This window comes from Bacillus cereus group sp. MYBK216-1 (genome assembly GCF_051916495.1).
Taxonomy (GTDB): Bacteria; Bacillota; Bacilli; order Bacillales; family Bacillaceae_G; genus Bacillus_A; species Bacillus_A thuringiensis_K.
The window spans coordinates 217,666-230,567 of sequence record NZ_JBQAGT010000004.1 but is presented as its reverse complement, the minus strand read 5'-3'; the positions used below and the strand labels follow the sequence as shown (position 1 = coordinate 230,567).

Genomic DNA, 12,902 nt, shown 5'->3' with positions numbered 1-12,902 from the left:
CTTCATTGTACCAAACATTTGTTTTACGGGTCAATCCATCTATTTTTTAACTTTATACACACAAAATATTATATTACAATTGAAAATTCATATTTTTAAACAATAAAAATATCTTGTTCACTTTCCACTTTATGATGGAAAGCAAACAAGATTTTTTGTTACAACATATTTAAGAAACGATCAGAGACAACACCTGTATCTTCAGGTGTACGGCAAATAATTAAGCAAGTATCATCACCACAGATGGTTCCGATGATCTCATCCCACTCTAAATGATCAATAAGTGCTCCAAGTGAATGAGCGTTACCAGGCAATGTTTTTAGCACAAGCATATGTCCTGCCGTGTCTAATTTTACAAATGAATCCACTAGATTTCGTTTTAATTTTTGTAACGGGTTAAATCGTTGATCTGCTGGCAAGCTATATTTATAGCGCCCATCATGTAATGGCACCTTCACTAAGTGCAATTCTTTAATATCGCGCGATACTGTTGCTTGCGTTACATTAAATCCCTCATTACGTAAAATATCAACTAATTCATCTTGTGTTTCAATTTCTTTGTTTGCAATAATTTCCCTGATTTTAATATGGCGCTGACCTTTATTCATACATTTGCACCTCACACTATCTCTTACCATAGTTTAAACATTGGTATACTTCACTTATTTATGTTAACTTATAATTCGTTTCTTGTACACAATTGTTTTTGCAATCATTATACAATTAAAGCAAAAAGAGGAACAACGTATGTTATTCCCCTTTCCCTTTTTGTTTTAGAACGTCATGCGCTTCTGTAACAACTTGCTCTATAGAAATTGGAGAATGATTTTCGCCATTCTCACGTTCACCATGCCATTTCAGATGAATTAAAAATTCAATATTACCATCCCCACCCGTAATTGGTGAGAATGTTAAACCTTCCACATCATAGCCTTCTTTTAAAGCAAAATCGACAATCATTTCTACAACAGCTTCATGTACTTTTCTATCACGAACGATACCTTTTTTCCCAACTTGCTCTCTTCCAGCTTCAAACTGCGGTTTAATTAACGCTGCTACATCTCCGTTAGGCATAAGCATTGTTTTTAAAACTGGCAGTATAAGCTTTAATGATATAAATGAAACATCAATACTTGCAAATTGCGGTAAACCACGTTCTAAATCTGCTGGTGTCACGTAACGGAAGTTTGTTCGTTCCATTACAACAACACGCTCATCTTGACGTAATTTCCACGCTAGTTGATTGTATCCTACATCTAATGCATAAGATAATTTCGCTCCATTTTGAAGCGCGCAATCTGTAAAGCCACCAGTTGATGAACCAATATCTATCATAACTTTATCTTGTAAATCAAGATGAAATGTCTCTAATGCCTTTTCAAGTTTATAACCACCACGACTTACATACGGCATAACTTGTCCTTTCACCGTAATCTCAGTATCTTGCGAGATTTTCTCTCCTGGCTTATCAAGTCTCATCTCATTTGCATATACGAGTCCGGCCATAATGGCGCGCTTTGCCTTCTCACGCGTTTCTATAAGTCCTCGCTCTACTAATAGTACATCTACTCTTTCTTTTTTTACGCTCATTTGTTACGCCCTTTTTTGTTTTGATGGAATCATTGTATGAATACGGTCTACAACAGCATCTGTCGTTAAACCAATTTCTTCTAATAATTTTGTTACACTTCCGTGCTCTATGAAGCGGTCTGGAATACCCATTCGTTCAACTAATGCACTATGGTAACCATTTTCAGATGCAAATTCAACTACTCCTGTTCCAAAACCACCAATTAAACAAGCTTCTTCAATCGTTAAAATCGGTATATTCTTTCCTAGAAGATCATGTAAATATGCTTCATCCATTGGTTTAATAAAGCGAGCATTCACTACTTTCACTGAAACCCCAGCTTTTTCAAGACGCTCAGCTGCTTCCATTGCCATTGGTATTGTCGTACCAAACGTTAAAATAGCTGCTTGTGTACCCTCTTTTAACGTCTCCCACGTACCGATTGGAATCGCCTTTAATTCTTCATCCATATGAACGCCAAGTCCATTACCGCGCGCATAACGCAATGCGATTGGTCCATCTTCATATTGCATCGCCGTATAAACTAAATGTTGCCCTTCATTTTCATCTTTCGGCATCATAAGCACCATATTCGGCAAGTGACGTAAGAATGAGATATCAAATACGCCTTGATGCGTTTCACCATCTGCTCCTACTAATCCCGAGCGATCTATTCCGATGAAAACATTTAAATTTTGGCGGCATATATCATGAACAACTTGGTCATATGCTCTTTGTAAAAATGTCGAATAAATTGCTAAGAATGGCTTCATTCCTTGCGTTGCCATACCTGCTGCCATTGTTGTAGCATGCTGTTCTGCAATACCTACATCAATCATACGATCTGGGAATTCTTTTTGGAATTTCTCAAGTTTTGATCCAACAGGCATTGCAGGTGTAATTGCTACGATACGCTCATCTGCTCTCGCTAGCTTAAGTACTGTTTCACTAACGACAGCACTCCATGCTGGTGCAACTTCTTTCGGCTTAACGAAGTCACCTGATTCAATTTTATAAGGTCCTGTTCCATGCCAAGTACCGATAACGTCACTCTCAGCCGGTTTATAACCTTTTCCTTTTTTCGTAATAACGTGAACGAGTACTGGGCCTTTTGTTTTCTTTGCATATTGCAACGTTTCGAATAACTTTTCATAATCATGCCCATCGACTGGACCTAAATATGTAAAGCCTAACTCTTCGAAAAAGACACCAGATACTAGTAAATATTTAAGACTATCTTTTATTTTCTCTGCTGTCGCAGCCACTTTCCCGCCAACTGCTGGAATTTTCTTTAATATATACTCTAATTCATCTTTTACCCAGTGATATTTTCCTGCAGTACGTAAACGACCGAGTACATTATGAAGCGCACCAACGTTTGGTGCAATTGACATTTCATTATCATTCAAAATAACAATCATGTCTGTTTTTTCATGTCCAATATGGTTCAATGCCTCTAAAGCCATTCCGCCTGTTAAAGCACCATCTCCAATAATTGGTATAACATATTCTTTCGTTTTCTTTAAATCACGTGCCAGAGCCATTCCCATTGCAGCCGATAACGAAGTCGAGCTATGACCAGTTTCCCATACATCGTGCTCACTCTCGCAACGTTTCGGGAAACCACATAGACCTTGATATTGCCTTAATGTACCAAACTCTTTCGCGCGTCCAGTTAAAATTTTATGTACATAGGATTGATGTCCTACATCCCATAAAAATTTATCTTGCGGGCTATCAAATAATTTATGCAGAGCAATTGTGAGTTCTACTACACCTAAATTAGGTGCAATATGTCCACCTGTTTGAGAGAGCTCTTCAATTAAAAACTTACGAATATCCTCACTCAATCCCTCTAGTTCACTGATAGACATATCTTTCAAAAAACTAGGGTTTTGAATTTGCGTTAGATCCACATGGATCACTCACTTTCATTTCATAATCTGTCAACATGTCAAATATTATAAAAAAACATTTACACAAAACAAGAAATTCTCTTTTCTATTTTTCGTCTTGTCCCGCTATTAACCAGTCTATTGCGCCCTAATCCTATTATAAACCATATTTCTTTAGGCGATGAAAAAAATAGCCGCTAACACGAAGTGATAACGGCAATGTAATCTACATATATTTTTGCCAATAACAAGAAAAGAAAAACCTTTTCCTACATTTATATCATAAAATGATGAATGACTCAACAAATGAAAACGCTGTTATATTAGTTATTACGTTTTGCAATCAAATCACAAATAGATAGTAAATATTCATCTTGTAATTGCAAGGAGCTAATCGCACCTTTTGCTTCTGCAATTGTTTCTTCTAAAATATCCTTTGCTCTATCTATAGTAAACAACGTCGTATATGTGCTCTTTTCGTTAGAAAGATCGCTACCAATCGGTTTTCCAATCTCTTCTTCAGTTCCTTCGACATCTAAAATATCATCTCGAATTTGGAAAGCTAGACCGATATATTTAGCAAAAGTAAGCAACTTTTCTTCTTGCTCTTCTGTCGCATCAGAAAGTATCGCACCCGCAAGTACAGCAAATTCAAGCAGTTTTCCGGTCTTATGTTTATGGATGTACTCCAATTCATCAATCGTAAGGCGTTTCCCTTCCGCTTCCATATCTGCCACTTGTCCGCCAACCATTCCTTCTGGTCCTGCTGCTTTTGCAAGTTCAAGTACAAGTCTTACTTTTTTTTCAGCAGAAATTTCTTTTTGCTCATATGCCATAATAACTTGAAAAGCATACGTCAATAAGCCATCTCCTGCTAAAACTGCCATCGCTTCACCAAATACTTTGTGATTTGTGGGCTTTCCTCTTCTTAAATCATCATCATCCATACAAGGTAAATCATCATGAACTAACGAATATGTATGAATCATTTCAAGAGCACAAGCTGCACCTACTCCAAGATTTCTTTCTTTCCCAAACGCTTGTAATGTTGCAAACAAAAGTAACGGGCGGAGACGTTTTCCACCCGCTTCCAAAGAATATGCCATTGCTTCACGAAGTACATTTGGACATTGTAATTCATTTGCATAGCTTACAAGTTTTTCTTCTACGAAAGTTTTACTTTCTTTCAAAAAAGTATCAAAAGCAATCGTCACTATGCTTCATCTCCTAAAGCAGTAAACGGTTCAAGCTCTCCATCTTCCCCAAGAATAACTGCCATTTGTTCTTGTACATTCTTCAGCTTCTCATCACAAAGCTTAGATAATTCCATACCTTCTTTAAAATAAGAAATCGCTTCTTCTAAAGGTACGTCACCTTGTTCTAGCTTAGAAACAAGATGCTCAAGTTGCGAAATTGCCTCTTCAAAGCTTAATTTATTTTCCATTATTCAATTCACGCTCCTCTATGCCTGATACGCTACAATCTAGTATTCCATCTTGTAATTGAACTGAAACAGCATCTCCAAGGCTTACATCTTTCACACTTTTTAACACTTGCTTCTCTTCATCATATACAAGCCCGTACCCTCTCATCATTACTTTAAGCGGACTTAACGCTTCAAGTTTTTGAGCAGCTCTTACAAAGGCAAATTCTTTCGTTTGAAGTAACGTTTGCATTTCACGTTGTAATTGCTTTTGCAACGTTTCAACAGCTACCTTTGTTTGCATAATTTTTTGAGATGGGTGGTGCTTCTCTAAATAAAATGAAAGTTGCTTTAACTGATTCACCTTTTTATCAATATAGCGCTCTTTCGCTAAAACAAGCTGTTCTAGCGCTCTATCTAATTGCTCTTCCTTTTGCTCATATACTTGTCTTGGATAACGGAACGCATACGATTTTTGCAACACTTGTAGTTTTTCTTCTTTTTTATGTACTAACTCTCTCATCGCTCTTTGCAATCTCAGAGTTCTTTGTAATACCTTTTCTTGTAACTCTATAATGTTAGGTGCTGCCAGCTCAGCTGCTGCAGTCGGTGTTGGCGCGCGTAAATCTGCAACAAAATCTGCGATTGTAAAATCCGTTTCATGGCCTACTGCCGAAATAATAGGAATTTCACTCTTAAAGATTGCTCTTGCAACCATTTCCTCATTGAAAGCCCATAATTCCTCAATAGAACCTCCACCACGTCCAACGATTAGTACATCTATCTCTCCCATTTCATTCGCTGTACGAATCGCTTGTACAATCGAGGGAGCCGCTGACTCCCCTTGTACAAGTACCGGAAATACAATAACATTCCCAATTGGATAACGACGTTTAATCGTTGTTATAATATCACGAATCGCTGCTCCTGTTGGCGACGTAATCACACCTATTGTTTTAGCGTAAGGAGGAATTGCTTTTTTATAAACTTGAGAAAAAAGTCCTTCTTCTTCTAAACGAACTTTTAACTGTTCGTACGCTAAATGTAAATTTCCGACTCCGTCAGGCTGCATGTCTTGAATATAAATTTGATAAGAACCACTCGCCTCGTAAACAGAGATTTTCCCTTTCACGAGTACCTTCATCCCATTTTCAGGTTTGAATTTAATATTACGATTATGACCCGCAAACATAACCGCTGCGATTCTTGCATTTTCATCTTTCAATGTAAAATACATGTGGCCACGGCTATGATTTTTAAAGTTGGAAATTTCACCTTTTAACCAAACAGACTGCAAATGCGGATCATATTCTATTTTTGTTTTTATATAGCGTGTTAACGCTGTAACGGTTAAATATTGCTTCTCCATTTCTCTCTCCTCATAGCCGATTCAAATTATTTACAAACGACACCTGCACGTTTGGCAGATTCAACAGTATTATGAAGAAGCATTGTGATTGTCATTGGACCAACACCCTTTGGTACAGGTGTAATGTAACCCGCAACATCTAACACGTTGTCAAAGTCAACATCACCACAAAGTTTTCCTGTTTCTAAACGGTTAACACCAACATCAATTACAACCGCTCCTTCTTTCATATAATCAGCTGTTATCATTTTAGGTCGTCCAACAGCTACGATTAAAATATCAGCTAACTTCGATAACTCTTTCATATTTTGCGTCTTAGAATGACAATATGTGACAGTTGCATTTTCATTTAAAAACAATTGCCCCACTGGTTTACCGACAATATTACTTCTTCCAATTACTACTACATGTTTCCCAGAAATATCAAGATTTGTTTCTTTTACTAATTCTACAATACCATGCGGTGTACATGGAAGGAATGTATCTTGTCCCGTCATCATGCGTCCCACGCTGATTGGGTGAAATCCGTCTACATCCTTTTCTGGTGAAATTCTTTCAATGATAGCTTTTTCTTCAATATGTTTTGGTAAAGGTAATTGCACTAATATACCATTAATACGGTCATCGCCATTTAAGCGATCGATTTCAGCAAGCAAACGTTCCTCAGTAATTGTTTCAGGAAGTTCAATTAGCTCTGAGTAAATTCCTACTTGTTCACAGCCTTTTTCTTTTCCTTTCACATAAGAACGAGATGCTGGATCTTCTCCAACTAAAATAACTGCTAATCCTGGTACAATACCTTGCTCTTTCAACTTCACAACTTCTTCTGTTAATTGTGCTCGTTTTTTCTCCGCAACTTCATTTCCTTTGATGATTACTGCTACCATTTTAAGATTCCCCCTTAAAGAATTTACAGTGTATCTTTTATATTAGATAAAACGCCGTTAATAAAACGACGAGATTCCTCATCCCCAAATGTTTTTGCAATTTCAATTGCTTCGTTAATTGTTACGTTATGTGGAATTTCTTCCATGTACTTCATTTCATACACAGCTACACGTAAAATACTGCGATCAACAATACTAATACGCTCAAGCTTCCACTTTTTTAAGTTTTGACGAATCGCTTCATCGATTGCTTCTTTATTTTCTACAAAACCTACTACAAGTGACTCTAGAAACTCATTTGTTTCTTCGCCTTCATCTAGCGTGTTTTCCACTGCTACTTTCGGTTCTAATTCACCTGTAATATCCATTTGGTATAATGCTTGCATTGCTCTTTCTCTAGCCGTCCTACGTTTCATTGTAACTCTCCTTTATGCTTCAAGTCTTTCCTTATACTTTGTTATATTATTATAATTTATAAGCCGTCAATTCACTTACTCTTACAGTTTTCATTGATTTTCCAACCTTATAATACAATGATAATAACACAATTTATCGTTTCACACACGGGTTACAAGGCTGAAAAATAATAAAAAGATTAACTTCAAGTTCCATATCTTATCACAATGTACGTTTTTTGGAAAAACGACACATTTTCTTGTTTATTTCTTATTTTTTGAAATAGTATAATAATTAGAGGGTTGTAATTTGTGAAGAAATGAAACGATAAAAAAGATGCCTATGTTACTAGGCACCTTTTCATTCTTACACTGGTTCGATTTCTGTTTTTTGTGTTTCGAATGTTACGCCAACGATGTGAACATTCACTTCTTTTGGCTCAAGTCCTGTCATTGTAAAGAGTGCTTGGCGAATATTGTCTTGAATCTTTTGTGCAACAACTGGAATTGCTACACCAAAATACATTACAACATAAAGGTCAACGATAATATCTTCGTTTGCTAATTCAACCTTTACACCTTTACCATGATTTTTCTTACCTAACTTCTCAACAACATCTGTAGCAAAATTACCGCGCATTGCCGCTACACCTTCTACTTCAGCAGCTGCAATACCTGCAATTACTTCAATTACTTCTGGTGCAATTTCTACTTTACCAAGAGTTGTATCTTGACCCATATCTAACATATGTTCAGCCATGAAAAAAACCTCCTTTAATGTATCACTGCGTCACAAGTTCATGCTCTTCCAAAAACTTCGTATTAAACTCACCTTTTACAAAATCAGGATGATCTAACAATTGCAAATGGAACGGGATTGTTGTATGTACGCCTTCAATGACAAATTCACTAAGTGCGCGCTTCATTTTTGCAATTGCCTCTTCACGTGTTTTTCCGTGAACAATTAATTTAGCAACCATCGAATCATAGAAAGGTGGGATTGAATATCCCGGATATACAGCTGAATCGACGCGAATACCAAATCCTCCTGGTGGTAAGTACATTTCTACTTTACCTGGAGATGGCATAAATTTTTTGGCAGGGTTTTCCGCATTAATTCGACATTCAATTGCCCAACCATTAAATTGTACTTCTTCTTGCTGTAACGATAACTTTTCTCCTGAAGCAACAAGAATTTGCTCTTTAATTAAGTCCATTCCCGTTACCATTTCAGTAACCGGATGCTCAACCTGAATTCTCGTATTCATCTCCATGAAATAAAAGGTTTTCGTTTTATATTCATAAATAAACTCAACCGTACCAGCACCTGTATAATCAACCGCTACCGCCGCTTTAACTGCCGCTTCACCCATCTGCTTGCGAATATCTTCATCAAGTGCAGGTGATGGACTTTCTTCTAATAGTTTTTGCAAACGGCGCTGAATTGTACAATCACGCTCTCCTAAATGAATGGCATTTCCGTGTGTATCTGCCATTATTTGAATCTCAACATGGCGGAAATCTTCAACGTACTTTTCTAAGTATACACCAGGGTTCCCAAAAGCGGTACTAGCTTCTTGCTGTGTAATTTGAATTCCTTTTATAAGCTCTTCTTCATGGCGTGCAACACGAATACCTTTTCCGCCGCCACCTGCAGTCGCTTTAATAATAACTGGATATCCAATTTGATTAGCAAGCTCGATCGCTTCTTCGGTATTTTTAATAATCCCTTGTGAACCTGGTACAATCGGAACCCCTGCTTCTTTCATTGTATCACGAGCAACGTCTTTTGTGCCCATCTTTGAAATAGCTTCTGGACTTGGACCGATAAAAATCAAGTTACATTCACGGCATAACTCTGCGAAATCTGCATTCTCTGCTAAAAATCCGTATCCCGGATGAATAGCATCGCAGCCTGTTAACTTCGCAACGCTAATAATGTTTGTCAAATTTAAATAGCTTTCTTTCGAAATCGTTGGTCCTACACAATACGCCTCGTCTGCAATCTGTACGTGAAGTGACTCTTTATCTGCTTCTGAATAAATTGCAACTGTTTCAATATCCATTTCTTTACAAGCACGAATAATTCGTACAGCAATTTCCCCACGATTGGCTATTAATACTTTTTTTATCATCACAAAGACTCCCTTATTACGCTTTTACAAGAAATAGCGGTTGTCCATACTCAACAAGCTGTCCGTTATTAACAAGAATTTCAACAATTTCGCCCTCTACATCAGCATCAATTTCGTTAAATAACTTCATAGCCTCGACAATACATACGATAGAATCTTTCGATACTCTATCCCCAACACTTACATATGGAGGTGTATCAGGCGAAGAAGAAGAATAGAATGTACCTACCATCGGTGATGTGATTTTATGTAGGTTTTCATTTTGAACAGCCTTCTTCTCTTCTTGTTTTGGTGCTTCTGCTTGCGCTGCTGCTACTTTCGTTTCAACTTCAACAGGCGCTACTGGTTGCATAGCTTGTTTTGCTGCAGGTGCTTGCACAGCAACAACTTCATTACCACGCTTTTTCATTTTGATTGTTGTACCGTCTTTTTTGTATTCAAATTCATCAATATTAGAGCTATCAATTAATTTAATTAATTCGCGAACTTCTTGAATTTTAAACATGTAAAATCCACTCCCATACTCTTGTTTGTCCCGTTTTTACAGATTCTCGTCACGAAAACTAGATTGACTGTAAAAATACGATGTATTCTATTAGAAAATATATTTCATTAACTAATAGAAATATTTACTATTTCCATCTTACGATAAATTTTTTAAACATTCCAATTTATATTTCTTTATAATAAATCGAAACTCCTGTAAAAATATTATTCCAACAAAAATTTAATACCTAGTAATAATACCAAGTTTCACATGAAATTGGCAAGACCACTTCTTAAAAAACATTCACTACTTTTTCAAAACGTTACACAGCAAACATGCCATTCCCTCTCCACTCTTCACCACATCTATAGTCAATAATATATTTTTACCAAATATTATTTTTTTGTTTACACGCCGTTCATCATTCCTTCATATAAGAATAGTATGTTCAAGGTGTAGAAAATATATTGTGTCGAGGTGTGGAAATATGATATGGCTCATTCTCTTTTTACCTGCCGTAATCGTTTGGGCATGCGTTCTTTTCATCCACGTCAAATCCGGAAAAAGTAATCATCAGTACCATGAACCATTAATCTTTTACTCACAACGTGTTTCTCCATTCCGAGTTGAACATAATAAAAATAAATACAAAGACGAAATAGAAAAAAGCTATCGAAAATGATAGCTTTTTTCTATTCACACGCTTACTTACATACTCTATTTTACTATTTGCATACCTTTTGCTTAGTAAAAGATAATAATCCGCAGGGAAATCCCTACGGATTAAAGTTTCACTTATTTCGCTGGTGGATCAAATTTCACACCTACATCTTTTGATCCACCTTCACTTCTTACAAGTTGAATAATTTTATTTGCTTCTTTCTGTGAATGTTTTGCCGCTTTAACCGTTACTCTAATATCAGTACCATCAGCTCTTACAAGAGCATCTGGATATCCTCCTTGAGATTTAATTACTGTCTCAAGTAATTCTTGCTTCGTTTCCATTGTAGTGATTGCATCAAAGTTATCTTTCGCTTTACTCTTTTCTGTCGCTGAAGATTTCGAAGAATTCATCACTTCTTGTAATTTTGCTTTCTCTTCACTACGCTGATCTTCCATTTGCATACGTAAAGCTGTGAAATTCTCATCACTTGATTGAACTGATACATTACCCTCTTTTTTACTTGTTTCTTTTTTTGCATTTTCTTTTTTGTCTGTTTCTTTATTTGTTGTTTCCTTGCTTGTATTTTCTTTTTTCGGAGTTTCTTTAGGCGCTTCGTTTGTTACCGCTTTATCAGTACCTTGTTTTTCTTGTCCAATCTTTTCACCTGTTGCTGGCGATGCTGTATTCATTTTGTCAGGAGTTGTCACGTAATACACAGATAGTACAACAACTAAACTTAACATCGTTAATAGCCAAACTGTTTGTTTTTTTAACACTTTATTTCCTCCCTATCAATTTTTCGGTGAAACTGAAACGCGATGGGCCGGTACATCTAGCAGCCTTATCACAGCTTCTTTTACCATTGCTTTAACTTGTATATTATCCACTCCCTTTGCTACGACAAGAACACCACGTACTTTCGGCTTCTCTGTTCGTAAAACAACAGGAGTTTCTTTATCCCCTTCACGTATAATGACAGTCTTTTCATCAAGAGACTCGTCCTCTACTTCTCTCTTACCGCCTGTTTTATCTGTTTCACCTGTTGTTTGTGAGCGTTTCACTGTATTTTTTTCTAAAATTTTTTCTTCAGATGAATCTAAATTCACTTTAATCGTTACGTCTTTTACTCCTGCTATTTCTTCTAAAGCAGTTTTTAATTCTTGTTCATACGCTTTTTCATATTTTTCTACATTTGACATACTATCATTACTTTTTTGTCCGAAAGTTGGTACGTCTTTTTCTTGGTTTTGAGTTTTTTGTTCTTTAAATACAGGTACTTCTTCTTTTTTACTTGAAAAGAGACTACTAGAAAACATAAGCAAAATTCCAAGTATGAGTAGGACAAGTAAAAACTTAGGTGTTACCTTTTTACCCTTCTCGTTGCTTTCTTTTTGATCCCCATTCAATAAGTTTCGAAAAAATGAGAACTTCGAATTTTTATCTTTATTGTCCATTTACTCTACCTGTCCTCCCTTCCATTTGAACTTGGATTTGTTTACTCCCTAGTTGCCACCTGCTTGAAAAGAAATCTTTCATTTCTCCATTCGTTTCTTCCACTTTTTTTGGAGGCTCTTTCGTGTTAATTTCAATTGGCTTTACTGTTTCAATTGCATCATTTTTACTACGTTCTTTTTCTTTCAACGTCACAACAACAGATTGAATATCTTTCGCTGACTTTACTTCTTCTGTATTTTCTGCTGCGACTATTTGTATTTCGGAGACAGTCATACCATACTTTTTCTCAAACTCTTTTCCTACTTCTTTTTTCATTTTGGTAGCCATCTCTTCTAAACTATATGCACGTGTTAGAGCTTGTATTTCTTTTTTCTTCGAATCTATTGAATTTTTTACAGATCCTTCTGCTACGTACTTTTCTTCATTAAAATTTGCAATTACTTCATTTATATCTGTCTGCAATAGTTTAAAAAGAGGCGTTAAAATTAATACGACTAACAAAAGACTTACAACGAATTTAACGTATTTTTGCAAATTCGAATTTGGAAGAATAAGATGAAGCATTGTTGCTAAGAGCAAAAAAACGATAATATTTCTGATCCACTCTGTAACAAATTGCATA

General features: G+C 36.2%; 15 protein-coding genes. 1 reads left to right on the top strand and 14 read right to left on the bottom strand.

The genetic code is table 11. The annotated features are described in order from the left end of the window. Positions 1–158 precede the first annotated feature (158 nt). The 11 genes from argR to accB form a co-directional block, all read right to left on the bottom strand. Positions 159–608 carry an arginine repressor ArgR gene (gene argR, locus ACTFRH_RS15680; protein ID WP_001032581.1) on the bottom strand — a complete coding sequence of 150 codons (450 nt, stop codon included), beginning with the start codon at positions 606–608 and terminating at the stop codon, positions 159–161. Between the two features lie 142 nt (positions 609–750). Continuing rightward, positions 751–1,590 carry a TlyA family RNA methyltransferase gene (locus ACTFRH_RS15675; protein ID WP_000111872.1) on the bottom strand — a complete coding sequence of 280 codons (840 nt, stop codon included), beginning with the start codon at positions 1,588–1,590 and terminating at the stop codon, positions 751–753. Between the two features lie 3 nt (positions 1,591–1,593). Then, positions 1,594–3,486, bottom strand: coding sequence for a 1-deoxy-D-xylulose-5-phosphate synthase (gene dxs / locus ACTFRH_RS15670; RefSeq protein WP_000366452.1), 1,893 nt, complete (start codon positions 3,484–3,486; stop codon positions 1,594–1,596). A gap of 302 nt (positions 3,487–3,788) precedes the next feature. Beyond that, positions 3,789–4,679, bottom strand: coding sequence for a (2E,6E)-farnesyl diphosphate synthase (ispA, locus tag ACTFRH_RS15665; RefSeq protein ID WP_000150373.1), 891 nt, complete (start codon positions 4,677–4,679; stop codon positions 3,789–3,791). After that, on the bottom strand, positions 4,679–4,909 hold the full coding sequence (gene xseB, locus ACTFRH_RS15660) for an exodeoxyribonuclease VII small subunit (RefSeq protein ID WP_000428423.1): 231 nt from the start codon (positions 4,907–4,909) through the stop codon (positions 4,679–4,681). Before xseB ends, ispA begins: the two co-directional genes overlap by 1 nt. After that, positions 4,899–6,257, bottom strand: a complete 1,359-nt coding sequence (gene xseA / locus ACTFRH_RS15655) for an exodeoxyribonuclease VII large subunit (RefSeq protein ID WP_000415249.1) — start codon at positions 6,255–6,257, stop codon at positions 4,899–4,901. Before xseA ends, xseB begins: the two co-directional genes overlap by 11 nt. 26 nt (positions 6,258–6,283) lie before the next feature. Continuing rightward, positions 6,284–7,144 (bottom strand): bifunctional methylenetetrahydrofolate dehydrogenase/methenyltetrahydrofolate cyclohydrolase FolD, encoded by an 861-nt coding sequence (gene folD / locus ACTFRH_RS15650; RefSeq protein ID WP_000226734.1) that lies wholly within the window; start codon positions 7,142–7,144, stop codon positions 6,284–6,286. 23 nt (positions 7,145–7,167) lie between these two features. Further along, positions 7,168–7,560, bottom strand: a complete 393-nt coding sequence (gene nusB, locus ACTFRH_RS15645; protein ID WP_000830247.1) for a N utilization substance protein NusB — start codon at positions 7,558–7,560, stop codon at positions 7,168–7,170. 346 nt (positions 7,561–7,906) lie between these two features. Next, complete coding sequence (locus ACTFRH_RS15640; protein ID WP_000807630.1) at positions 7,907–8,299, bottom strand: Asp23/Gls24 family envelope stress response protein; 393 nt, start codon at positions 8,297–8,299, stop codon at positions 7,907–7,909. 22 nt (positions 8,300–8,321) lie between these two features. Next, on the bottom strand, positions 8,322–9,674 hold the full coding sequence (accC, locus tag ACTFRH_RS15635; RefSeq protein WP_000592870.1) for an acetyl-CoA carboxylase biotin carboxylase subunit: 1,353 nt from the start codon (positions 9,672–9,674) through the stop codon (positions 8,322–8,324). Positions 9,675–9,690: 16 nt separating this feature from the next. Continuing rightward, positions 9,691–10,179: an acetyl-CoA carboxylase biotin carboxyl carrier protein gene (gene accB, locus ACTFRH_RS15630; RefSeq protein ID WP_000472859.1), complete on the bottom strand. Its 489-nt coding sequence runs from the start codon at positions 10,177–10,179 to the stop codon at positions 9,691–9,693. A 469-nt stretch (positions 10,180–10,648) separates the two neighbouring features. Between accB and ACTFRH_RS15625 the strand changes: the two genes are divergently transcribed. After that, a complete protein-coding gene (locus ACTFRH_RS15625) occupies positions 10,649–10,843 on the top strand; it encodes a hypothetical protein (RefSeq protein ID WP_000638001.1) in 195 nt (64 codons plus the stop codon). Between the two features lie 113 nt (positions 10,844–10,956). Here the strand turns inward: ACTFRH_RS15625 and ACTFRH_RS15620 are convergent, their stop codons facing one another. Genes ACTFRH_RS15620 through spoIIIAF form a run of 3 tightly spaced genes read right to left on the bottom strand, consistent with a single transcriptional unit; the run spans position 10,957 to position 12,901 of the window. Beyond that, positions 10,957–11,601, bottom strand: a complete 645-nt coding sequence (locus ACTFRH_RS15620) for a SpoIIIAH-like family protein (RefSeq protein ID WP_000914709.1) — start codon at positions 11,599–11,601, stop codon at positions 10,957–10,959. A 15-nt stretch (positions 11,602–11,616) separates the two neighbouring features. Then, the gene (spoIIIAG, locus tag ACTFRH_RS15615; protein ID WP_000368890.1) at positions 11,617–12,279 is read right to left on the bottom strand and encodes a stage III sporulation protein AG; all 663 of its coding nucleotides are present in this window, start codon (positions 12,277–12,279) and stop codon (positions 11,617–11,619) included. Continuing rightward, positions 12,269–12,901: a stage III sporulation protein AF gene (gene spoIIIAF, locus ACTFRH_RS15610; protein WP_001161028.1), complete on the bottom strand. Its 633-nt coding sequence runs from the start codon at positions 12,899–12,901 to the stop codon at positions 12,269–12,271. Before spoIIIAF ends, spoIIIAG begins: the two co-directional genes overlap by 11 nt. Position 12,902: the final 1 nt, after the last annotated feature.